Annotated in this window: 19 protein-coding genes, 2 tRNA genes and 1 pseudogene; 18 read left to right on the top strand and 4 right to left on the bottom strand. The window is 64.1% G+C overall.

Annotated elements, in window-relative coordinates:
- The first annotated feature begins 1 nt into the window (after position 1).
- On the top strand, positions 2 to 796 hold the full coding sequence (locus DXK50_RS00660) for a class I SAM-dependent methyltransferase (RefSeq protein WP_161864723.1): 795 nt from the start codon (positions 2 to 4) through the stop codon (positions 794 to 796).
- Positions 797 to 826: 30 nt separating this feature from the next.
- The gene (gene orn, locus DXK50_RS00655) at positions 827 to 1,369 is read left to right on the top strand and encodes an oligoribonuclease (RefSeq protein WP_212629006.1); all 543 of its coding nucleotides are present in this window, start codon (positions 827 to 829) and stop codon (positions 1,367 to 1,369) included.
- A 50-nt stretch (positions 1,370 to 1,419) separates the two neighbouring features.
- Here the strand turns inward: orn and queG are convergent, their stop codons facing one another.
- The gene (queG, locus tag DXK50_RS00650; RefSeq protein ID WP_212629005.1) at positions 1,420 to 2,484 is read right to left on the bottom strand and encodes a tRNA epoxyqueuosine(34) reductase QueG; all 1,065 of its coding nucleotides are present in this window, start codon (positions 2,482 to 2,484) and stop codon (positions 1,420 to 1,422) included.
- A gap of 61 nt (positions 2,485 to 2,545) precedes the next feature.
- On the opposite strand from queG, the gene DXK50_RS00645 reads away from it, so the two are divergent.
- From DXK50_RS00645 to DXK50_RS00590, 12 genes are all read left to right on the top strand, one after another.
- Complete coding sequence (locus DXK50_RS00645; protein ID WP_212629004.1) at positions 2,546 to 4,045, top strand: NAD(P)H-hydrate dehydratase; 1,500 nt, start codon at positions 2,546 to 2,548, stop codon at positions 4,043 to 4,045.
- Complete coding sequence (tsaE, locus tag DXK50_RS00640; RefSeq protein ID WP_212629003.1) at positions 4,033 to 4,500, top strand: tRNA (adenosine(37)-N6)-threonylcarbamoyltransferase complex ATPase subunit type 1 TsaE; 468 nt, start codon at positions 4,033 to 4,035, stop codon at positions 4,498 to 4,500. The genes DXK50_RS00645 and tsaE overlap by 13 nt, the downstream gene beginning before the upstream one ends.
- 10 nt (positions 4,501 to 4,510) lie before the next feature.
- The gene (locus DXK50_RS00635) at positions 4,511 to 5,938 is read left to right on the top strand and encodes an N-acetylmuramoyl-L-alanine amidase (protein WP_212629002.1); all 1,428 of its coding nucleotides are present in this window, start codon (positions 4,511 to 4,513) and stop codon (positions 5,936 to 5,938) included.
- Positions 5,938 to 7,818, top strand: a complete 1,881-nt coding sequence (gene mutL / locus DXK50_RS00630; protein WP_212629001.1) for a DNA mismatch repair endonuclease MutL — start codon at positions 5,938 to 5,940, stop codon at positions 7,816 to 7,818. The genes DXK50_RS00635 and mutL overlap by 1 nt, the downstream gene beginning before the upstream one ends.
- Before the next feature lie 53 nt (positions 7,819 to 7,871).
- Positions 7,872 to 8,843: a tRNA (adenosine(37)-N6)-dimethylallyltransferase MiaA gene (gene miaA, locus DXK50_RS00625; RefSeq protein WP_212629000.1), complete on the top strand. Its 972-nt coding sequence runs from the start codon at positions 7,872 to 7,874 to the stop codon at positions 8,841 to 8,843.
- A 100-nt stretch (positions 8,844 to 8,943) separates the two neighbouring features.
- On the top strand, positions 8,944 to 9,204 hold the full coding sequence (gene hfq / locus DXK50_RS00620) for an RNA chaperone Hfq (protein WP_024306757.1): 261 nt from the start codon (positions 8,944 to 8,946) through the stop codon (positions 9,202 to 9,204).
- Between the two features lie 12 nt (positions 9,205 to 9,216).
- Positions 9,217 to 10,518, top strand: coding sequence for a ribosome rescue GTPase HflX (hflX, locus tag DXK50_RS00615; RefSeq protein WP_161864730.1), 1,302 nt, complete (start codon positions 9,217 to 9,219; stop codon positions 10,516 to 10,518).
- Positions 10,519 to 10,615: 97 nt separating this feature from the next.
- Positions 10,616 to 11,785 carry an FtsH protease activity modulator HflK gene (gene hflK / locus DXK50_RS00610; RefSeq protein WP_212628999.1) on the top strand — a complete coding sequence of 390 codons (1,170 nt, stop codon included), beginning with the start codon at positions 10,616 to 10,618 and terminating at the stop codon, positions 11,783 to 11,785.
- A complete protein-coding gene (hflC, locus tag DXK50_RS00605; protein WP_161864732.1) occupies positions 11,785 to 12,654 on the top strand; it encodes a protease modulator HflC in 870 nt (289 codons plus the stop codon). The genes hflK and hflC overlap by 1 nt, the downstream gene beginning before the upstream one ends.
- Positions 12,655 to 12,759: 105 nt before the next feature.
- Entirely contained in the window at positions 12,760 to 12,945 is a 186-nt protein-coding gene (locus DXK50_RS00600; protein ID WP_013713860.1) for a DUF2065 domain-containing protein, read from the top strand.
- Between the two features lie 37 nt (positions 12,946 to 12,982).
- The gene (locus DXK50_RS00595) at positions 12,983 to 14,170 is read left to right on the top strand and encodes an ATP phosphoribosyltransferase regulatory subunit (RefSeq protein WP_212628998.1); all 1,188 of its coding nucleotides are present in this window, start codon (positions 12,983 to 12,985) and stop codon (positions 14,168 to 14,170) included.
- Between the two features lie 57 nt (positions 14,171 to 14,227).
- Positions 14,228 to 15,523, top strand: a complete 1,296-nt coding sequence (locus tag DXK50_RS00590; protein WP_161864734.1) for an adenylosuccinate synthase — start codon at positions 14,228 to 14,230, stop codon at positions 15,521 to 15,523.
- Here the strand turns inward: DXK50_RS00590 and DXK50_RS00585 are convergent.
- Entirely contained in the window at positions 15,508 to 15,675 is a 168-nt protein-coding gene (locus tag DXK50_RS00585; protein WP_212628997.1) for a hypothetical protein, read from the bottom strand. The two genes, DXK50_RS00590 and DXK50_RS00585, sit on opposite strands and share 16 nt — an antisense overlap.
- Before the next feature lie 90 nt (positions 15,676 to 15,765).
- Between DXK50_RS00585 and DXK50_RS25330 the strand changes: the two are divergent.
- Positions 15,766 to 16,824, top strand: a pseudogene (locus DXK50_RS25330) (HAMP domain-containing protein); the annotation flags it as partial.
- Positions 16,798 to 17,682: a methyl-accepting chemotaxis protein gene (locus DXK50_RS25325; RefSeq protein WP_461818369.1), complete on the top strand. Its 885-nt coding sequence runs from the start codon at positions 16,798 to 16,800 to the stop codon at positions 17,680 to 17,682. The pseudogene DXK50_RS25330 and the gene DXK50_RS25325, both read left to right, overlap by 27 nt.
- A gap of 205 nt (positions 17,683 to 17,887) precedes the next feature.
- Here DXK50_RS25325 and DXK50_RS00575 read toward each other — a convergent pair.
- Positions 17,888 to 17,974: transfer RNA gene (locus DXK50_RS00575), tRNA-Leu, on the bottom strand.
- An 83-nt stretch (positions 17,975 to 18,057) separates the two neighbouring features.
- A tRNA-Leu gene (locus tag DXK50_RS00570) sits at positions 18,058 to 18,144 on the bottom strand.
- Positions 18,145 to 18,351: 207 nt separating this feature from the next.
- On the opposite strand from DXK50_RS00570, the gene rnr reads away from it, so the two are divergent.
- Entirely contained in the window at positions 18,352 to 20,838 is a 2,487-nt protein-coding gene (gene rnr / locus DXK50_RS00565; protein ID WP_212628995.1) for a ribonuclease R, read from the top strand.
- Positions 20,835 to 21,581, top strand: coding sequence for a 23S rRNA (guanosine(2251)-2'-O)-methyltransferase RlmB (gene rlmB / locus DXK50_RS00560; RefSeq protein WP_212628994.1), 747 nt, complete (start codon positions 20,835 to 20,837; stop codon positions 21,579 to 21,581). Before rnr ends, rlmB begins: the two co-directional genes overlap by 4 nt.
- Positions 21,582 to 21,698 lie beyond the last annotated feature (117 nt).

Below are 21,698 nucleotides of genomic sequence, written 5' to 3'. Positions count from 1 at the left end.
AATGACGACAGGCGGTGAAAGAACGGTGCTGCGGCTGCCTGTGCTGCGCGCGCTCCTGGCGCAGGGGCTGGCGGTGGCGCTGGTGGTGGTGCTGGTTTATCTGCTGGCGTTGTTGCCCTGGCGCATGTCGCTGTTTTCCGTCGCCCTGCTGCAGGGAGTGCTGGCCGCTGCCATAGGCTGGCGTCTGGGGCTGTCGCGCTGGTGGCTGTGGATCAATCTGGCGTTTCTGCCCGCGCTGTTGCTGGCGCAGCGCGCCGATTTGCCGGCCTGGCTGTTCCTGTTGGGCTTCGTGCTGCTATTGCTGGTCAACTGGAACAGCCTGCGCGAACAGGTGCCGCTGTACCTGAGTGGGCGCAAGGCGCAGCAACGCCTGCAGCAGTGCCTGAGCGAGCGGGAGCCGACGCTGCGTTTCGTCGATCTGGGTTGTGGTACGGCAGGGACGCTGCTGCAGTTGGCCCGGCAGTTTCCGCGCGGGCAGTTCGTTGGTGTCGAAACAGCGCCGCTGCTTTTCGTGCTTGCCTGGCTGCGTTGCCTGTTTCAGGAGAACTGCAGTATCCGCTATCGCAGTCTGTGGCGCGCCGAGTTGAGTGAGTTTGACGTCGTCTACTGCTTTCTCTCGCCGGTGCCGATGCCGCGGCTCTGGTCCAAGGCGCAAGCCGAGATGCGCGCCGGCAGCTGGCTGATCAGCAACACCTTCGAGATTCCCGGCGTGCCGGCTGATCGGCTGTTCGAGATCAACGAAGGGCGGCAAACCTCGCTGTTTCTCTGGCAGATGAAGGGCGCGGTTATCCGCTAGAATTGGCGCCTGAGCCAAGGAGTCCTGAGCATGCAAAACCCCAACAACCTGATCTGGATCGATCTGGAAATGACCGGCCTGGAGCCGGAACGCGACGTGATCATCGAGATGGCCACCATCGTCACCGACAGCGAGCTGAACGTGCTCGCGGAAGGTCCGGTGATCGCCATTCACCAGAGCGACGAGGCCCTGGCCGGCATGGATGAGTGGAATACCCGCACCCATGGCCAGAGCGGCCTGACCCAGCGCGTGCGCGAGAGCCAGATCGACACGGCGGCAGCCGAGGCGCAGACCATCGCCTTTCTCGAACAGTGGGTACCGAAGGGCAAGTCGCCGATCTGCGGCAACAGCATCGGTCAGGATCGGCGCTTTCTTTACAAGTACATGCCGGCGCTGGAAGCCTACTTCCACTACCGCTACCTGGACGTCTCGACGCTGAAGATCCTCGCCGGCATGTGGGCGCCGGAGGTCAAGGACAGCTTCCAGAAAACCGCCACGCACCAGGCGCTGGACGACATCCGCGAGTCCATCGCCGAGCTGCGCCACTACCGCGAGCATTTCCTCAAGGTGTAAGTGAGCCGCTTCGGCGCATCGAGCGTGTCGTAGCCCGGATGCAATCCGGGCTACAGAGCGCCGTGTCGCTCCAGAGCCCACGCCACATGCTCGCGCACCAGCATTGATGGGTGTTCGCGGCGCGCCTGCAGAGCCTGCAGCACCGGAATGGTCGAGGGCGCATTGCCCAGGCCGACTGCCAGATTGCGCAGCCAGCGCTCGTAGCCGGCGCGGCGTAGCGGCGAGCCCTCGGTGCGACTGAGAAACTCTTCTTCCGTCCACATGAACAATTCGGCCAGGGCACTGTTGTCCAGGCCGTGGCGTGGCTGGAAGTCGCCCTGCTCGGTGGGGCGGGCGAAGCGATTCCAGGGGCAGACGATCTGGCAGTCGTCGCAGCCGAAAACCCGGTTGCCGATAGGCGCGCGCAGTTCCACCGGGATCGAGCCCTTCAGTTCGATGGTCAGGTAGGAGATGCAGCGCCGCGCATCCAGCTCGTAAGGGCCGGCGAAAGCGGCGGTGGGGCAGATGTCCATGCAGGCGCTGCAGCGCCCACAGTGTTCGCTGCCATGCGGCGCATCGACCGGCAGCGGCAAGTCGACGAACAGCTCGCCGAGAAAGAAATAGCTGCCGGCCTTGCGATTGAGTACCAGGGTGTTCTTGCCGATCCAACCCAGCCCGGCCTTTTCGGCGATGGCCTTTTCCAGCACCGGCGCGCTGTCGACGAAGGCGCGGTAGCCGAACGGGCCGATCTGCTGCTGGATGCGCTCGGCCAGTTGTTGCAGGCGTTTGCGGATCAGCTTGTGGTAATCGCGGCCCAGCGCGTAGCGCGACACATAGGCCTGTTCCGGCTCGCTCAGGCGTTGGGCCATCTGCGTATCGCCAGGCAGATAGTCCATGCGCAGCGACACCACACGCAGCGTGCCGGGTACCAGCTCCTGCGGACGCGAGCGCTTGTCGCCGTGAGCGGCCATGTAGTCCATTTCGCCCTGATAGCCCGCTGCGAGCCAGCGCTTGAGATGCGCCTCGTGCTCGCCCAGTTCGACATCGGTGATGCCGACCTGCTGGAAACCCAGCTCGCGCCCCCAGTCCTTGATGGACAGGGCCAGGGCATCGAGATCGAGGGTTTGGTTGGACATGGGGCGGGCGCGGGCAATGGAGGTGGGTATAATTCTGCCAGACATCCGTCGCGAGCGAGCCATGCATTCACTTTCCGTCCCTTTGCCTCTGAGTCTGCATAGCGCCGAGCAGGTGCGCGCACTCGACGCGCAACTGATCGCCGCCGGCACGCCGGGTTTCGAGCTGATGCAGCGTGCCGCCCATGCCGTTTGGCGTGCCTTGCGTCGTCGCTGGCCGGAGGCGGGCGAAATCACCGTTCTGGCCGGGCGCGGCAATAATGCCGGTGACGGCTATCTGGTCGCTGCCCTGGCACAGCGTGCCGGCTGGCGTGTACGCGTGCTGGCCGTTGGCGATCCCGCTGCGTTGGTTGGCGATGCCGCTCTGGCCTGCGCCGAGGCCAGGGCGATAGGCGTGAACATTCTGCCCTGGAGCGAATGCGCGCCGATGGCCGGCGTCGTGGTCGATGCATTGCTCGGCACGGGCCTCACCGGTGCGGTGCGCGAGCCTTATGCGCAGGCGATTCGCATGCTCAACCAGAGCGGTCTGCCGGTGCTGGCTGTGGATGTACCCTCCGGTTTGCATGCCGATAATGGCGCGCGTCTCGGCGCCGCGGTGCAGGCTGATCTGACCGTGACCTTCATCGCACTCAAGCTGGGTCTTTTCACGGGCCTGGGCCCAGAGTTATGCGGCGAGCTGCAGTTCGATGACCTGCAGGGCGATGCGCAGCTGCTGGCAGCGGCTCCCTGTGTCGCGCAACGGCTCGATCCCGCCAATCTGCCGCGTCTGGCCGTGCGCTCGCCAGTGGCGCACAAGGGGCAGTTCGGCCACCTGTTGGTAATCGGCGGCGATCTGGGCATGGGCGGCGCCGCCTTGCTCAGCGCCGACAGCGCCCTGCGTGCCGGTGCCGGCCTGGTATCAGTGGCGACACGTGCCGAGCACGTGGCGGCCGCGCTGGTGCGGCGCCCGGAAATCATGTGCGCGGCTGTGGCTTCGGCCAATCAGTTGCTGGCGCTGGTCGAGCGTGCCGATGTTTGCGTGGTGGGGCCGGGGCTGGGCCAGGCCGCCTGGGGGCGCAGCCTGCTGTCTGGCGTGTCGGGCATCGGGCAGCCGCAGGTGTGGGATGCCGACGCGCTGAATCTCCTTGCTGCCGGTCAGGTCGCAGCGCCACGCCAGGGTGTGTTGACGCCGCATCCCGGCGAAGCGGCGCGCTTGCTGGGTATCGATACGGCGGCGCTGCAGGCGGACCGGCCCGCGGCGGCGCGGGCTCTGGCGCAGCGTTTTGGTCTGGTGGTCGTGCTCAAGGGCGCTGGCAGTCTGATCGCTGCGCCGGACGGACGCCTGGCGTTGTGCAATCGCGGCCACCCGGCAATGGCCGGAGCGGGTTTGGGTGATGTTCTGGCTGGATTGATCGGTGCGCTGCTGGCGCAGGGCATGACCGCTTATGATGCCGCCTGCCTGGCGGTCTGGCTGCATGCGCGGGCCGGTGAGGTGCTGGCCGCGCAGGGGCGCGGACTGGCTGCCGGTGATCTGCCCGGTACCATTCGTCAGTTACTGGAGGAGTTGTGTCCGTGTGTGAAGTGAAGCTCGAAGCAGCCGACGAAGCTGCGATGCTGACATTGGGTGCATCAATCGCCGAGGTCAGTGGCGGTCTGGGCACCATCTATCTGCGCGGCGATCTTGGCGCCGGCAAAACCACCCTGTCACGCGGCATTCTGCGCGGCCTGGGCCATGCCGGGGCGGTCAAGAGTCCGACCTTTACTCTGGTCGAACCCTATGAAATAGGCGCGGTACGCGCCTTCCATTTTGACCTCTACCGCCTGGTCGACCCGGAGGAGCTGGAGTTTCTCGGCATCCGCGACTACTTCGAGGGGAACGCTCTGTGCCTGATCGAATGGCCGCAGCGCGGCGCAGGCATTTTGCCAAAGCCCGACCTTGACATTACCATTACCCCCCAAGCGAGCGGCCGCTCGCTGTTGCTGCAGGGGCATGGGGCTCGAGGGGAGGCCTGGTGCAAGGCTCTGAGCGGCAAGCAATGAATAAGACGTGATGGGGTTGGTTATGCGCATAGGCGCGCTGGTTACCGCTGTGGGGGTATTGTTGGCGGCCCTGGCTGCCGAGGCGCTGGCCGCTTCCGATGTGCGCAGCGTGCGCCTGTGGCGTGCCCCGGATAATACCCGCCTGGTCTTCGACCTGTCCGGCCCGGTGCAGCACAGTGTGTTCACCCTGGCTGCACCTGATCGCATCGTCATCGACGTCACGGGGGCCAAACTGGCCACCAGTCTCGATCAGCTTTCACTCGCCAATACGCCGATTACCGGCGTGCGCTCGGCGCAGCGCAGCGCAGAAGAGCTGCGCGTGGTCATCGATCTGTCGGCACCGGTTTCGCCGAAGAGCTTCACCCTGGCGCCGAACCAGCAGTATGGCCATCGTCTGGTGGTCGATCTGTTCGATCAGGGCAGTGCGCCGCCTGCCACCCAGGCGCCGAGCGTTGCCGCCAGCGCGCCGCCCGTCCCGGTCACGCCAACCCAGGCTCCGCCCAAGCTGACGCCCGTGCCCAATGACAAGCGTGACATCGTCGTGGCCATCGATGCCGGTCATGGTGGTGAGGATCCGGGGGCGCTTTCGCCGGTCAAGGGGCAATACGAAAAACACGTGACCCTGGCCATCGCCAAGGAACTGCAGCGGCAGATCAACGCCGAGAAAGGCTTTCGTGGCGAGCTGGTGCGTACCGGCGATTACTTCATTCCGTTGCGCAAGCGGACCGAGATCGCGCGCAAGAAGGGCGCCGATCTGTTCGTGTCCATTCATGCCGACGCTGCACCGCGCTCTTCTGCGTTCGGCGCTTCGGTCTATGCCTTGTCCGAACGCGGTGCGACTTCCGAGACCGCCCGCTGGTTGGCCGATGCCGAGAACCAGTCGGACCTGATTGGTGGTGCCGGCAACGTCAGCCTCGACGACAAGGACAAGATGCTCGCCGGCGTGTTGCTGGACCTGTCGATGACCGCCTCGCTGTCCTCCAGTCTCAACGTGGGACAGAAGGTGCTGTCGAATATGGGCAGCATCACCCCGCTGCACAAGCGCCGCGTTGAGCAGGCGGGATTTATGGTGCTCAAGTCTCCGGATATCCCGTCGATCCTGGTGGAAACCGGCTTCATCTCCAATCCCAACGAAGCGAAGAAGCTGCACACAGCCAGCCATCAGCAGGCGCTGGCGCGCTCGATCACTTCGGGGGTCAAGCAGTTCTTCCACGAAAACCCGCCGCCTGGCACCTACGTCGCCTGGCTGCGTGACGAAGGCAAGATCGCCGCCGGCCCGCGTGAACACATGGTTGCCCGTGGCGAAAGCCTGGCGCTGATCGCGCAGCGCTATCAGATCAGCCTGGCCGCCTTGCGCAGTGCCAACAAGCTCAATGGCGATGTGATCAAGGTCGGCCAGACATTGCAGATACCCGCCACGTCCCTGGCTGCCCAGTAGTGAGTGTCATGTCCCGTATTCATTTGCTCAGCCCGCGCCTGGCCAACCAGATCGCTGCGGGCGAGGTGGTCGAGCGCCCGGCTTCGGTAGCCAAGGAGCTGCTGGAAAACAGCCTGGACTCCGGTGCCCGGCGCATCGATGTCGAAGTCGAGCAGGGCGGCATCAAACTTCTCAAGGTGCGTGATGATGGCGGTGGCATTGCCGCCGATGACCTGCCGCTGGCTCTGGCGCGTCATGCCACCAGCAAGATTCGTGAACTGGAAGATCTGGAAGCCGTGCTCAGCATGGGCTTTCGTGGCGAGGCGCTGGCGTCGATCAGCTCGGTATCGCGCCTGACGCTCACCTCACGCACGGCCGATGCCGACCAGGCCTGGCAGGTGGAAACCGAAGGGCGGGACATGGAGCCGCGCGTGCAACCTGCCGCGCATCCGGTGGGCACCTCGGTGGAAGTGCGTGACCTGTTTTTCAATACTCCGGCGCGGCGCAAGTTTCTGCGGGCCGAGAAAACCGAGTTCGATCACCTGCAGGAGGTGATCAAGCGCCTGGCGCTGGCGCGTTTCGATGTCGGCTTCCACTTGCGTCACAACGGCAAGACTGTGCTCAGCCTGCACGAGGCGGGTGACGACATCAGTCGCGCACGCCGCGTCGCCTCGGTTTGCGGCCCGGCGTTTCTGGAGCAGGCGCTGCCGATCGAGATCGAGCGCGGCGGCCTGCGGTTGTGGGGCTGGGTCGGCTTGCCTACCTTCTCGCGCAGTCAGGCAGACCTGCAGTACTTCTATGTCAACGGCCGCATGGTGCGCGACAAGCTGGTCGCCCACGCGGTGCGTCAGGCCTATCGCGACGTGCTGTTCAATGGTCGCCATCCGACCTTCGTGCTGTTTCTGGAGATCGATCCGGCAACGGTGGACGTCAATGTCCATCCGACCAAGCACGAAGTCCGCTTCCGTGACGGGCGCATGGTCCATGACTTCCTCTACGGCACGCTGCATCGAGCGCTTGCTGATGTGCGCCCGGAAGATCAGGTCGCCGCGCCGGCTTCCGTTTCGCCCGTGATCCGCCCGACGGGCCTGGCCGCCGGCGAGTTCGGCCCGCAGGCGGAAATGGGCCTGGCCGCCAGCGTGCTCGAACCCCCCGTGGCCAACCCGCAGCCAGCCTGGCGTGGTGCCGGGGCTGGCTATCAGCAGCCGGTCAGCAATCCCGGCGTGCCGGCCGCCGAAGCGAAGGCCGCATATCGCGAGTATTTCTCGCCGCTGCCGACTGCTCAGATTCAACCCCTGCCGCAGGAGCAGGGCGACATTCCTCCGCTTGGTTACGCCGTGGCGCAGCTCAAGGGGGTCTACATCCTCGCAGAGAACGCTCAGGGTATGGTGGTGGTGGACATGCACGCGGCCCATGAGCGCATCACCTATGAGCGTCTCAAACAGGCCATGGCCAGCGAGGGGCTGCGCGGTCAGCCATTGCTGGTGCCGGAGTCCATCGCTCTGAGCCAGCGCGAGGCGGATTGCGCCGAGGAACATGGCGAATGGTTTCAGCGCCTGGGCTTCGAGTTGCAGCGCCTGGGCGAGGAAACCGTGGCAATCCGTCAGATTCCGGCTTTGCTGAAACAGGCCGAAGCCACCCAGCTGGTGCGCGACGTGCTGGCCGATCTGCTCGAGTACGGCACCAGTGATCGCATCCAGGCGCACCTCAACGAGCTGCTGGCGACCATGGCCTGTCACGGTGCAGTGCGCGCCAACCGGCGTCTGACCATTCCCGAGATGAACGGCCTGCTGCGTGACATGGAGCAGACCGAACGCAGCGGTCAGTGCAACCATGGTCGGCCCACCTGGACGCAACTGAGCATGGATCAGCTCGACAAGCTGTTCATGCGCGGCCAGTAATTGAGTGAGGCCCCGAGGCTGGGGCTCCCCGTTTCCGTGTTCGAGCCATATCGATGTCTTCGCTTCCTCCTGCAATCTTCCTGATGGGCCCGACCGCCGCCGGCAAGACCGATCTGGCCCTGGAGCTGGCGCGCCTGCTGCCGTGCGACCTGATCAGCGTGGATTCGGCGTTGATCTATCGCGGCATGGATATCGGCACGGCCAAGCCCGGGCGGGCCATTCTCGATGAGTTTCCCCACGCCCTGATCGACATCCGTGACCCGGCCGAGAGCTATTCGGCGGCGGAGTTTCGCGCCGATGCGCTGGCGGCCATGGCCGAGAGCGCGGCACGTGGCCGTATTCCGCTGCTGGTGGGCGGCACCATGCTCTATTACAAGGCGCTGCTGGAAGGGTTGGCCGATATGCCCAGCGCCGATCCTGCGATACGCGCCGAACTGGAGGCGCGCGCGCTGGCCGAAGGTTGGGAGGTGCTGCACCGCGAACTGGCAGCGGTCGATCCGGAGTCCGCAGCGCGCATTCATCCCAACGACCCGCAGCGTCTGACCCGGGCGCTGGAGGTCTATCGCGTGAGTGGCCTGAGCATGACCGAGCATCGGCGGCGCCAGGCTGCAGGAAATCCCGAGGCGGGCACATCAGGCAGTGGGCAATTACCCTATACTGTCGCTCAGCTTGCTATCGCGCCAGCGCAGCGTCAGGTTTTGCATGACCGCATCGCTCAACGATTTCGGGCGATGCTGGAACAGGGGTTCGTGGAAGAGGTCGAAGCCCTGCGTTGCCGAAGTGACTTGCACGCGGGATTGCCGTCTATACGAGCGGTAGGTTATCGCCAGGTCTGGGAATACCTCGAAGGCGAGCTGTCGCGAGACGAGATGGTCGAGCGTGGCATCGTCGCTACTCGGCAGTTGGCCAAGCGGCAATTTACCTGGCTACGTGGCTGGGACGGTTTACACTGGCTGGATAGTCTGGCCTGCGACAATCTGTCTCGCGTCTTGAAATACCTGGAAAGCGTCTCCATATTGAAATGAGACCTTGCCGCTGGCCGTCTATCCTTGGGGTGGGGCGGTCTGAAGCCATTGTTTACTTACTAAAATTATTGAAAATTGATCCTCGAAAGGAGTGCGGCACATGTCAAAAGGGCATTCGCTACAAGACCCTTACCTGAATACCCTGCGTAAGGAACGCGTCCCTGTTTCCATCTATCTGGTCAACGGCATCAAACTGCAGGGCCAGATCGAATCCTTCGACCAGTTCGTCATCCTGCTGAAGAACACTGTCAGCCAGATGGTCTACAAACACGCCATTTCCACCGTCGTACCCAGCCGTCCGGTGCGCCTGCCGAGCGCTGGCGACTCCGAGCAGGGCGATAGCGAGCCGGGTAACGCCTGATAGGGGGTTTCATTGTTCTTCGAGCGTCATGAGGGCGGTGAGCGGGCCATCCTGGTTCATCTGGAAGGCCAAGACTCCGAGGCGAGCGAAGATCCCCAGGAGTTCCAGGAACTGGCCATGTCGGCGGGTGCCGACATGGCCGCTTTCTTTAGCGTGCCCAGCAGCCGCCTGACTGCCAAGTTTCTGATCGGCAGCGGCAAGGTCGAGGAGTTGCGCGATCAGGTCAAGGCCGTCGAGGCCGATCTGGTTATCTTCAATCACACCCTGACACCCAGCCAGGAGCGAAACCTCGAGCGCGCCTTCGAGTGCCGCGTGCTCGATCGCACCGGGCTGATTCTCGATATCTTCGCCCAGCGCGCGCGTACCCATGAAGGCAAGCTTCAGGTCGAGCTGGCTCAGCTCGATCACATGAGTACGCGTCTGGTGCGAGGCTGGACCCACCTCGAGCGGCAGAAGGGCGGTATCGGCCTGCGCGGGCCGGGTGAAACCCAGCTGGAAACCGACCGCCGTCTGTTGCGCGTGCGTATCCGACAGATCAAGCAGAAGCTGGAGAAGGTGCGCAGCCAGCGTGAGCAGGCGCGTCGCGGGCGCAAGCGTGCGGACATTCCGTCGGTGTCCCTGGTGGGCTACACCAACGCCGGCAAGTCCACCCTGTTCAATGCCCTGACCACCTCCGAGGTTTACGCGGCCGATCAGCTGTTCGCCACGCTCGACCCGACCTTGCGTCGCCTCGAACTCGACGACCTCGGTCCGATCGTTCTGGCCGATACCGTGGGGTTCATTCGCCACTTGCCGCACAAGCTGGTCGAGGCCTTCCGCGCTACGCTGGAAGAGTCGAGCAACTCCGACTTGCTGCTGCACGTGATCGATGCCCATGAACCCGAGCGCATGGCGCAGATCGAGCAGGTTCAGGAAGTGCTCAAGGAGATCGGCGCGAACGAGTTGCCGATGCTCGAGGTATACAACAAGCTGGATTTGTTGGATGGTGTCGAGCCGCAGATCCAGCGCGATGGTGATGGCAAACCGGTTCGTGTCTGGTTGTCGGCGCGCGAGGGGCGTGGTCTGGAGCTGTTGCGGCAGGCAGTGGCAGAGCTGTTGGGCGAGGACTTGTTCGTCGCCACGCTGCAGTTGCCGCAACGACTGGGCAGGCTGCGCGCGCAGTTTTTCGCCTTGGGGGCAGTGCAGAGCGAAGAGCATGACGAGCAGGGGCACAGTTTGCTGTCGGTGCGTTTGCCAAGAGTCGAGCTCAATCGCCTGGTGAGTCGAGAGGGTTTGGAGCCTCAAGCTTTCATCGAGCAACATACTTTGCAATAAAGCCTGCAGTGGCGGCTTTGCCGTCACCCTGGGGCTTTGGGTAGCATTGGCCGGCGCGCCGCGGGCGCGCCTTCGCTTTATCAGTACGGAGAACGCTATGGCTTGGAATGAGCCGGGTGGCAACTCGAACAATCAAGACCCTTGGGGCGGCCGCAAAGGCGGTGGCCGGCAGGGCCCGCCGGATCTCGACGAAGCGTTCCGCAAGTTGCAAGAAAGCCTGAACGGGCTTTTCGGAGGCGGCAAGAAACGTGGTGACGACGATTCCGGGCGCAGCGGTGGCGGCGGTGGCTTCGGTCTGCTGTTCGTAGGCCTCGGCCTGCTGGCGGTGATCTGGCTCTACAGCGCGATCTACGTGGTCGATGAACAGGAGCAGGCCGTGGTGCTGCGCTTCGGTAAATACCACGAGACCGTCGGGCCGGGTCTGAACATCTACTTCCCGCCGATCGATCGCAAGTTCCAGGAAAACGTCACCCGTGAGCGCGCCTACAGCAAGCAGGGCGCCATGCTGACCGAAGACGAGAACATCATCGAAGTGCCGTTGACCGTGCAGTACCGCGTGAGCAATCTGCAGGACTTCGTGCTCAACGTCGACCAGCCGGAAGTCAGCCTGCAGCACGCCACCGACAGTGCCGTGCGCCATGTCGTGGGCTCCACCGAGATGGATCAGGTGCTGACCGAAGGTCGTGAGCTGATGGCCAGCGAAGTGCGTGAGCGTCTGCAGCGTTTCCTCGACAACTACCGCACCGGTATCACCATCACTCAGGTGAACATCCAGAGCGCTGCGGCGCCGCGTGAAGTTCAGGAAGCCTTCGATGACGTGATCCGTGCCCGTGAAGACGAGCAGCGCGAGAAGAACCAGGCCGAGTCTTACGCCAACGGCGTGATTCCGGAGGCCCGTGGTCAGGCCCAGCGTCTGCTGGAAGAGGCCAACGGTTATCGTGACGAAGTCATCGCCCGTGCCCAGGGTGAGGCCGACCGCTTCACCAAGCTGGTAGCCGAGTATCGCAAGGCGCCGGAAGTCACTCGTGAGCGTCTGTATCTGGACACCATGCAAGAGCTGATGAGCAACACCAGCAAGGTTCTGGTCACTGGCGACAAGGGGCAGAACAACCTGCTCTATCTGCCGCTGGACAAGATGATCGACAGCCGTGGTGGTTCCTCTTCCTCCAGTTCGGCCAATAGCAGCAATTCGACGACGCGTGATCCGGCCGTGCCGCTGAGCAGCGATCTGTCGCAGCGTAACCTGCGTACCCGGGAGGGCCGTTGATGAGCAACAAGTCCCTGATCGGCCTGATCGTGGCCGTGGTTCTGGCCCTGGTGGCATGGAATAGCTTCTATATCGTGGCGCAAACCGAGCGTGCGGTGCTGTTGCAGTTCGGGCGAGTGGTTGAGCCTGATGTGCAGCCCGGCCTGCATGTGAAGATTCCCTACGTCAACCAGGTGCGCATCTTCGATGGTCGCCTGCTGACCCTGGATTCGACCTCCTCGCGCTTCCTGACCCTGGAGAAGAAGGCGCTGATGGTCGACGCCTACGCCAAATGGCGGGTGAAGGATGCCGAGCGTTTCTATCAGGCTACCTCCGGCATGAAGCAGGTTGCCGACGAGCGTCTGGCGCGTCGTCTGGAGGCGTCGCTGCGTGACCAGTTCGGTAAGCGCACCCTGCATGAATCCGTATCCGGTGAGCGTGATGCGCTGATGGCCGACGTGACCGCGACGCTCAATCGCGCTGCCGAGCGTGAGCTGGGCATCGAAGTGGTCGATGTGCGGGTCAAGGCTATCGACCTGCCGCGTGAAGTGAATCGCAGCGTGTTCGAGCGGATGAGCACCGAGCGTGAGCGTGAGGCCCGTGAGCACCGCGCCAAGGGTCGGGAGCTGGCCGAGGGTATTCGCGCCGATGCCGACCGTCAGCGCCGTGTGCTGCTGGCCGAAGCCTACCGTGAAGCGGAAGAGCTGCGCGGTGACGGTGACGCCCAGGCGGCCGCCATCTACGCCCGTGCCTACGGTCAGGATCAGGAGTTCTACTCCTTCTACCGCAGCCTGCAGGCGTATCGTGAAAGCTTCGCTGACAAGCGCGATGTGCTGGTGCTGGACCCGAGTAGCGATTTCTTCCGCTACCTGGAAAAAGCCAAGCCTTGATCGGCAACCCTGGCGGCGCGATGCGTCGCCAGGGTGACCTCAGGGGAAAACGTGGTATGATGCGGCAGCCGGGAAAATCCCGGCTTTTTTGCGTCTGTGGGAATCATGTGGCAGGAACTCGGCATCGCATTGTGTCTGGTATTGGTGCTGGAAGGCATCCTGCCCTTCCTCTATCCGCGCCATTGGCGCGGGGCGGTATTGCAGGCTGCGCGTCTGCCCGACCGTCGACTGCGTCTTATGGGGCTGGCCAGCATGCTGCTGGGGACTGCTCTTCTATATCTGCTTCACTGAAGGCTTGTGCCGCCCGGATCGAGAGGGGAATGGCGAAATGGCAACGGTAGACCGCTGGCTGCTGCCAGATGGCATCGAAGAAGTACTGCCGCCGGAAGCGGCGCGCATCGAGGCGGCACGCCGCCAGGTGCTGGATCTGTTCCAGCGTTGGGGGTACGAATTCGTCGTCACCCCGCATATCGAGTACCTGGAATCCCTGTTGACTGGCGCCGGCCAGGATCTCGACCTGCGCACCTTCAAGGTCACCGATCCGCTGTCTGGTCGGCAGATGGGCTTTCGTGCCGACATCACCCCGCAGGTGGCGCGTATCGATGCCCATACCCTGCGCCGTGAAGGTCCGAGCCGTCTGTGCTACGCCGGCAGCGTGCTGCACGCTCAGCCGCGCGCGCTGACCACCTCGCGCAGCCCCATCCAGCTGGGCGCCGAACTCTATGGTGATGCCAGCCCGGCCAGCGATATCGAGGTGATCAGCCTGCTGGTCGAGACCCTCGAACTCGCTGCGGTGCCGGATGTGCACATGGATCTCGGTCACGTCGGTATCTATCGCGGCCTGGCGCGTGCCGCCGGGCTGTCCGGCGAGGCCGAGCAGCAGCTTTTCGATGCGCTGCAGCGCAAGGCCATGGACGAAATCGAGACCCTGACCGCGGCCTTGCCGGCAGGTCTGGGCAACATGCTGCGTTCGCTGGCCGAGCTGTGCGGCGGGCGTGAAGTGCTGGACCTGGCCCAGGCGGCCTTGGTCGAGGCGCCGGATGCGGTGCATGCTGCGCTCGATGAGCTGGTGGCCATCGCCGATGCGCTGGAGCTGCGTTATCCCGAGTTGCCGCTGTATTTCGACCTGGGCGAGCTGCGCGGCTACAACTATCACACCGGCGTGGTGTTCGCGGCGTTCGTGCCGGGCGAAGGCGGTGCCATCGCTCAGGGCGGCCGTTACGACGATACCGGCGCGGTGTTCGGTCGGGCTCGTCCGGCGACCGGCTTCTCCACTGACCTGAAGACCCTGGTGACCCTGGGGGATATGCGTCTGGATGAGTCCGTCAGCGGCGTTTGGGCGCCGGATAATCATGACCTCTATCTGTGGCAGGCCGTTCGTCGTCTGCGTGGTGAGGGTGAGCGCGTGGTGCAGGCGCTGCCCGGGCAGAGCGAGGCGGATGCGCGCGAAGCAGGCTGTGACCGCCTGCTGACGCTGCGCGATGGACGTTGGCAGGTGGCGCCCCTGGCGCCCTGAATTCACTTTCGCCGGCCCGCGGCCGGCATCCAAGCTTGCGCGAAGAGGACAAGTATCATGGGTAAGAATGTCGTCGTCCTGGGCACCCAGTGGGGTGATGAGGGCAAGGGCAAGATCGTCGACCTGCTCACCGAGCAGGCCGCTGCAGTCGTGCGTTATCAGGGTGGCCACAACGCCGGCCATACTCTGGTGATCGACGGTGAAAAAACCGTCCTGCACCTGATTCCGTCCGGCATCCTGCGTGAAGGCGTCGACTGCCTGATCGGCAACGGCGTGGTCGTCGCGCCCGATGCCCTGATGCGCGAAATCACCAAGCTGGAAGAGAAGGGTGTGCCGGTGCGCGAGCGCCTGCGCATCAGCCCGGCCTGCCCGCTGATCCTGTCCTACCACGTGGCGCTGGACCAGGCGCGCGAGAAGGCCCGTGGCGACGCCAAGATCGGAACCACCGGTCGTGGTATCGGCCCGGCCTACGAAGACAAGGTCGCGCGTCGCGGCCTGCGCGTCGGTGACCTGTTCCACCGCGAGCGTTTCGCCGCCAAGCTGGGTGAGCTGCTGGATTACCACAACTTCCAGCTGGTCAACTTCTATAAAGAGCCGGCCATCGACTTCCAGAAGACTCTGGACGAGTGCATGGAGTACGCCGAGCTGCTCAAGCCGATGATGGCTGACGTCACTGCCGTACTGCACGACCTGCGCAAGGCGGGCAAGGACATCATGTTCGAAGGCGCCCAAGGTTCGCTGCTGGACATCGACCACGGTACCTACCCCTACGTCACCAGCTCCAACACCACCGCTGGCGGCATTGCCACCGGCTCCGGCTTCGGTCCGCTGTATCTGGACTACATCCTCGGCATCACCAAGGCCTACACCACTCGCGTCGGTTCCGGCCCGTTCCCGACCGAGCTGTTCGATGATGTCGGTGCCTTCCTGGCCAAGCGTGGTCACGAGTTCGGTGCCACCACCGGTCGTGCCCGTCGTTGCGGCTGGTTCGATGCCGTGATCCTGCGTCGCGCCATCGAGATCAACAGCATCTCCGGCCTGTGCCTGACCAAGCTGGACGTGCTCGACGGCCTGGAAACCATTCGCATCTGCACCGGTTACAAGGACGCCAACGGCCAGGTACTGGTCGATGCGCCGACCGATGCCGACAGTTACATCGGCCTGCAGCCGGTTTACGAGGAGATGCCGGGCTGGAGCGAATCCACCCTGGGTGCCAAGACCCTGGAAGATCTGCCAGCCGCCGCTCGCGCCTACATCAAGCGCGTGGAAGAGCTGGTCGGTGCGCCGATCGACATCATCTCCACCGGCCCGGACCGCAACGAGACCATCGTGCTGCGTCATCCGTTTGCCTGATCGAGATGCTCTCGAGCCGCAGATGAGCCGCCTTCGGGCGGCTTTTTTGTGGCTTGGCTTTCTTGCTCACGCCAGGCGCTATTGGCTGCAATTGCAGCCATAATGCCGGATCGTTCGTTGGTTGATCGCTGTTTTGGTTCGAGCTTGGGCATGCGCCTTGCTTGCACTCAATAAATCCCGGAAGTCGCCGTTATAGCTGTTACGGTCGTTGAGGAGTGTCCCCAGTGTTTGCCATCGTTTCCATGTTGCGCAGCCGCCTGCTGCGCCCGGTGTTCGTCGCGCTTGGCCTGGCCATGTTGGTGCAGGTGGGGCTGGCGGTGTGGCTGATGCGTGCATCGGTCGATGGCATGGTCGAGGACCTGGCTCAGCGCCTGGGCGGTGAAAGTCGCCGCCTGGGCGAAGAGTTGGGCATGGCCGAGCGCGAGATGAGCCAGGGGCTTGCGGCGCTCGCGAGCAGTACGCGTACGCGCCTGGGTGAAGGCCTTTCCGGCCAACTGAAGGATGAGCAGGCGCAGCTGCGCGTGGTGCTGGAGGGCAATCTCAAGCAGTCCGGCCAGGCCCTGGCACAACTGCTCGCCGGTGTAGCGCCCAAGTCCATCTGGGATCTGGACATCCCGGCGCTCACCGCGCTGACGCGCATTGCCCAGCAGGATCCGGCGGTGCTGTTCGCCATCATCTATGACGCCGAAGGCAAGCGGCTGACGCGCAATTTCAATCGCAGCAACGCACAGGTGCGCGACCTGGTGGCGGCGGGGCAGGGCGATTCGCCGCTGGACAAGCTGGTGGATGCCGCTTCCCGTGACCCGCGTGTGTATGTGGTTGAGGCAGAAATCAGCCCGATGGGCGCGCCGATCGGCAAGGTGCAGATGGGGCTTTCGCTGGATGTCGTCGAGCGCGAGGTCGCTGCCCTGGACGGGCGTTTCGCGGCGTTGGTCAACGGCGCCGGCGAGTTGGTCGACAGCAGCCTGGCGGGTGCTTCCGAGGAGGCGACCGCCGCGTTGCGCGCGCGTTTGCAATCGGCCGAGCGCTATACCCAGGAGATGGCGCGCAACGGCGGCGAGTCGGTGCGCGCGGCGGCAGACTCGCTGCGCTGGAACATTGCTCTTGGGCTGCTGCTGGTCGGTGCTCTGGCGATGCTGGTGGTGGCACTGGTGCTGGGCTGGCGGGTATTGAGCCGGGTGCGTCTGCTCAGCGCGGCGCTCAATGATCTGGCGGCCGGCGAGGGGGATCTGACGCGGCGCGTGAGTATCGACAGTCAGGATGAAGTGGGCGAGATGGCCGATGCAGTCAACCGCTTCATCGCCAAGCTGCAACCCATCGTGCGCGAGTCGGGCGAAGTGGCGCTGCGTACCGGTGAGCAGATCCGCAGCCTGACTCAGCGCGGGGTGGCGGCCGAAGCGGCGGCCGGACGTCAGCGCGACGAGGTGGCTGGAAGCCTGCAGGCGCTGGAGCAGATGGCTGACGAGGCGCAGGCGGAAAGCCAGTCCATGCAGGACGCGCTGCAGCGCGTCGATACCATTCGTCAGGCGGCGCACGAGAATGCCGCTATCGCGCAGCGCCTGTCCGCGCTCATCGAGGGGCTGGTCGCGCGTGTCGCGGACGGTTCGGCGGTGATCGAGCGGTTGGCCAAGCAGAGTGAGCAGATCGAGGTGGTGCTGACGGTGATCCAGTCCATTGCCGAGCAGACCAACCTGCTGGCGCTCAATGCCGCCATCGAGGCGGCGCGCGCTGGCGAGAGCGGGCGCGGCTTCGCCGTGGTGGCCGACGAGGTGCGGGCGTTGGCAAGCAAGACGCAGCAGTCCACTGGCGATATCCAGACCCATATCGCTGCCCTGCAGCGTGGCGCGCAGGAGGCTGTGGCGGCAATTGCTCAGGCTGGAGCGCAAGGAAGCGAGGGTCTGCAGGTTCTGCGTGACAGTGCGCGCCTGCAGCAGTCGGTGCAGCAGTCAGTGGATGAGGTGCATGGCGCCATCAATGCGGCGACTCAGGCCGCAGCCCATCAGGCCGAGGGTGCTGGAGCGGTGCGCGGGCGTGTGGAGATCATTCACGCCGAGGCGCAGCATGCAGCCGAGGCCGTGGCGGCGATTGCCGGCAATGCGCGGGCGCTGGATGAACTGGCGGCGCAGCTGAAGGCCAGTCTGGGGCAGTTCAGGGTCTGAGAGGGCTTCAGGCTGCAGGCAAGAGCGGAAAGCTTGCTAGGGGGCCGGCCCACCAACACGCTGACAGCCTGTAGCCTGTAGCCTGTAGCCTGTAGCCTGTAGCCTGTAGCCTGTAGCCTGTAGCCTGTAGCCTGTAGCCTGTAGCCTGTAGCCTCTTTTTTCAGGCAATAAAAAACCGAGTCATCTGACTCGGTTTTTTGAAATTTGGTGCCCAGGAGAAGACTCGAACTTCCACGGTGTTGCCACCACTGATACCTGAAACCAGCGCGTCTACCAATTCCGCCACCTGGGCACTGCAGCAATGTTCGTCGTTACCGACACGGAGCGTTGCATCCGTTATTTGCAAAGTGGGTTATCAAGCCACTTCACGAAATTTGGTGCCCAGGAGAAGACTCGAACTTCCACGGTGTTGCCACCACTGATACCTGAAACCAGCGCGTCTACCAATTCCGCCACCTGGGCACTGAAAACGATGAATCATCATCGGCTTCGTGTTACAACGTCTGCTCGACGCTGTGGGCGCGAACTATACGGGCGGGCATTTACCTTGTAAACCCCTGACCCCAAAAAAATTATTGTCGCCGGAAAAGCTGCCGCGAATGACGTTTTCGCGCTTCAATAGGCAGATGGCATACACCTCTATACATAAGCATAGGTAATCCTTCCTACATGGCCGATTGGCAATCCCTCGATCCCGAGGCCGCCCGCGAGGCGGAAAAATACGACAACCCCATCCCTAGCCGCGAACTGATTCTGGCCCACCTGGCCGAACGGGGTTCGCCCGCCAGCCGCGAGCAGCTGGTCGAAGAATTCGGACTCGACACCGAAGACCAGCTCGAGGCGCTGCGCCGCCGTCTGCGCGCCATGGAGCGCGATGGCCAACTGATCTATACCCGCCGCGGCACCTACGCGCCGGTGGACAAGCTCGATCTGATCTGCGGCCGCATCAGTGGTCACCGCGATGGCTTCGGCTTCCTCGTGCCGGACGACGGCAGCGACGATCTGTTCCTTAGTCCGGCGCAGATGCGCCTGGTGTTCGATCGTGATCGCGCGTTGGTGCGAGTGGCGGGTTTCGACCGGCGCGGTCGCCGTGAAGGCGGCATCGTCGAGGTGATCGAACGCGCTCATGAGAGCATCGTCGGCCGTTATTACGAAGAGAACGGCATCGGCTTCGTCGTCGCCGACAACCCCAAGATCCAGCAGGAAGTGCTGGTCACCCCAGGTCGCACCGCCGGTGCGCGAGTCGGCCAGTTCGTCGAGATCAAGATCACCCACTGGCCGACCCAGCGCTTCCAGCCGCAGGGCGACATCGTCGAGGTGATCGGCAACTACATGGCGCCGGGCATGGAGATCGACGTGGCGCTGCGCAGTTACGACATCCCGCATGTCTGGCCCGAAGGCGTGATCAAGGAAGCGCGCAAGCTCAAGCCCGAGGTGGAGGAGAAGGATAAGGAGAAGCGCATCGACCTGCGCCATCTGCCTTTCGTCACCATCGACGGCGAGGATGCGCGCGACTTCGACGACGCCGTGTACTGCGAGAAGAACAGCAGCCGCTGGAAGCTGTTCTCCGGTGGCTGGAAACTCTACGTGGCTATCGCCGACGTGTCGCACTATGTCAAGGTCGGTTCGGCGCTGGACGCCGAGGCGGTCGAGCGTGGCAACTCGGTGTACTTCCCCGAGCGCGTCGTGCCGATGCTGCCGGAGGAGCTGTCCAACGGCCTGTGCTCGCTCAACCCGCATGTCGATCGGCTGGCCATGGTCTGCGAAATGACCATGTCCAAGAGCGGCCAGATGGTCGACTACAAGTTCTACGAGGCGGTGATCCACTCCCACGCGCGTCTGACCTACAACAAGGTCAGCCTGATGCTGGAAGATCCCAAGAGCAGCGAGGGCAAGTCCCTGCGCAGCGAGTACAAGGAAGTCCTGCCGCACCTCAGCCAGCTCTATGCGCTGTACCAGGTGCTGGTCGCGGCGCGTCACGAGCGCGGCGCCATCGACTTCGAGACGCAGGAGACGCGAATCATCTTCGGCACCGATCGCAAGATCGACGAGATCCGCCCGACCCAGCGCAACGATGCGCACAAGCTGATCGAGGAGTGCATGCTGGCCGCCAACGTCGCCACTGCGCGCTTCATGCAGGATCACGAGATCCCGTCGCTGTACCGCGTGCACGACGGGCCGCCGCTCGAGCGCCTGGAAAAGCTCAAGGCCTTCCTCGGTGAGCTGGGGCTGTCGCTGCAGCGTGGCAAGTCCAAGGACGGCCCCTCGCCCAAGGACTATCAGCGTCTGCTGGAGAGCATCCGCGAGCGCCCGGACTACCACCTGATCCAGACCGTGATGCTTCGCTCGCTGAGCCAGGCGGTATACAGCGCGCAGAACGAAGGGCACTTCGGCCTCAATTACGAGGCCTATACCCACTTCACCTCGCCGATTCGTCGCTACCCCGATCTGCTGGTGCACCGCGCCATTCGCAGCGTGATCCGCTCCAAGCGCGAAACCAAACACGTGGAGCGTGCCGGTGCAGCGACCATGCCCAAGGCGCGCATCTATCCGTACGATGAGGCGACCCTGGAAAAGCTCGGCGAGCAGTGCTCGATGACCGAGCGCCGCGCCGACGAGGCGACCCGTGACGTGGTCAACTGGCTCAAGTGCGAATTCATGCAGGATCGCGTCGGCGAGACCTTCGCCGGCGTGATCACCGCGGTGACCGGTTTCGGTATCTTTGTCGAGCTGCGCGATATCTACGTCGAAGGCCTGGTGCACGTCACCGCGCTGCCGGCCGACTACTACCACTTCGACCCGGTTCACCACCGCCTGTCCGGCGAGCGCAGTGGTCGCAGCTTCCGCCTTGGCGACAGCGTCGAGGTCAAGGTGATGCGCGTCGACCTGGACGAGCGCAAGATCGACTTCGAACTGAGCCAGGGCAAGACCGGCAAGGACGATGATGCGCGTCGTGCTGGCAAGTCGCGGGGCATGGGCAATACCGACGTGCAGAAAAGCCGCGAGGTGAAGAAGGCCCTGCTCGATAGCGCCAAGAAGAGCGGTGGCAAAGCGCCGGCGAAGAAGACCTCCGGCCATCGCAAGGGCGCACCGGCGCCGAAGGCCAAGGACGAGACAAGCGGTAGCAAGCCGAGTAAGCGTAAGGCGAAACGATGAGTCAGTTGGAAAAGGTCTACGGCGTGCATGCCGTGGAGGCGCTGCTGCGCCATCATCCCAAGCGGGTCAAGCAGCTATGGCTGGCCGAGAGCCGCCAGGCGCCGCGCATCCAGCCGATGCTGGAACTGGCGGCGCAGCACCGCGTGCCGGTCGGGCACAAGGAGCGTCAGGAGCTGGACGAATGGGCCGAGGGCGTGCACCAGGGCGTGGTCGCCGAGGTCAGCCCGAGCCAGGTCTGGGGCGAGAACATGCTCGACGAGCTGCTCGAACGCAGCGAGGGCGTGCCCCTGCTGCTGGTGCTGGACGGCGTGACCGATCCGCACAACCTCGGCGCCTGCCTGCGCACCGCCGATGCCGCGGGGGCGCTGGCGGTGATCGTGCCCAAGGACAAATCCGCCACCCTCAACGCCACCGTGCGCAAGGTGGCCTGCGGCGCGGCTGAGGTCATCCCGCTGGTCGCCGTGACCAACCTGTCACGTACTCTGGAAAAACTGCAGAAGAAGGGCCTGTGGGTGGTCGGCACCGCCGGTGAGGTGGAGCAGGAGCTGTACCAGCTCGACATGACCGGCCCGACGGTGCTGGTCATGGGCGCCGAGGGCAAGGGCATGCGCCGCCTGACCCGCGAGCACTGCGATTACCTGGTCAAGCTGCCCATGGGCGGCAGCGTCAGCAGTCTCAACGTTTCGGTCGCCACCGGCGTCTGCCTGTTCGAGGCGGTACGCCAGCGTCAGGCCAAGGGCTGATTGCTCAAATAATCGCCAATTCGCCTTGCGTGCGGCAGGGGGCTTCTCTAGAATGGCGCCCCTTGCCGTGACGGCAGGCCTTTTTGCGCCTACCGCCCGGCAAGCTCATCACGAGAA

The sequence above is a fragment of the Pseudomonas sp. KB-10 genome, assembly GCF_018221585.1.
In the GTDB taxonomy this organism is placed as follows: domain Bacteria; phylum Pseudomonadota; class Gammaproteobacteria; order Pseudomonadales; family Pseudomonadaceae; genus Aquipseudomonas; species Aquipseudomonas yangonensis.
Note: the sequence above shows the minus strand (reverse complement) of the source record. Positions and strands in the feature narration are given on the sequence as shown.

Excerpts from the sequence above, each read along its gene's own strand:
- DXK50_RS00660 (WP_161864723.1), top strand. The coding sequence starts at position 2 with ATGACGACAGGCGGTGAAAGAACGGTGCTGCGGCTGCCTGTGCTGCGC.
- orn (WP_212629006.1), top strand. The coding sequence starts at position 827 with ATGCAAAACCCCAACAACCTGATCTGGATCGATCTGGAAATGACCGGC.
- queG (WP_212629005.1), bottom strand. The coding sequence starts at position 2,484 with ATGTCCAACCAAACCCTCGATCTCGATGCCCTGGCCCTGTCCATCAAG.
- DXK50_RS00645 (WP_212629004.1), top strand. The coding sequence starts at position 2,546 with ATGCATTCACTTTCCGTCCCTTTGCCTCTGAGTCTGCATAGCGCCGAG.
- DXK50_RS00635 (WP_212629002.1), top strand. The coding sequence starts at position 4,511 with ATGGGGTTGGTTATGCGCATAGGCGCGCTGGTTACCGCTGTGGGGGTA.
- miaA (WP_212629000.1), top strand. The coding sequence starts at position 7,872 with ATGTCTTCGCTTCCTCCTGCAATCTTCCTGATGGGCCCGACCGCCGCC.
- hfq (WP_024306757.1), top strand. The coding sequence starts at position 8,944 with ATGTCAAAAGGGCATTCGCTACAAGACCCTTACCTGAATACCCTGCGT.
- hflK (WP_212628999.1), top strand. The coding sequence starts at position 10,616 with ATGGCTTGGAATGAGCCGGGTGGCAACTCGAACAATCAAGACCCTTGG.
- hflC (WP_161864732.1), top strand. The coding sequence starts at position 11,785 with ATGAGCAACAAGTCCCTGATCGGCCTGATCGTGGCCGTGGTTCTGGCC.
- DXK50_RS00600 (WP_013713860.1), top strand. The coding sequence starts at position 12,760 with ATGTGGCAGGAACTCGGCATCGCATTGTGTCTGGTATTGGTGCTGGAA.
- DXK50_RS00595 (WP_212628998.1), top strand. The coding sequence starts at position 12,983 with ATGGCAACGGTAGACCGCTGGCTGCTGCCAGATGGCATCGAAGAAGTA.
- DXK50_RS00590 (WP_161864734.1), top strand. The coding sequence starts at position 14,228 with ATGGGTAAGAATGTCGTCGTCCTGGGCACCCAGTGGGGTGATGAGGGC.
- DXK50_RS00585 (WP_212628997.1), bottom strand. The coding sequence starts at position 15,675 with ATGCCCAAGCTCGAACCAAAACAGCGATCAACCAACGAACGATCCGGC.
- DXK50_RS25325 (WP_461818369.1), top strand. The coding sequence starts at position 16,798 with ATGGCCGATGCAGTCAACCGCTTCATCGCCAAGCTGCAACCCATCGTG.
- rnr (WP_212628995.1), top strand. The coding sequence starts at position 18,352 with ATGGCCGATTGGCAATCCCTCGATCCCGAGGCCGCCCGCGAGGCGGAA.
- rlmB (WP_212628994.1), top strand. The coding sequence starts at position 20,835 with ATGAGTCAGTTGGAAAAGGTCTACGGCGTGCATGCCGTGGAGGCGCTG.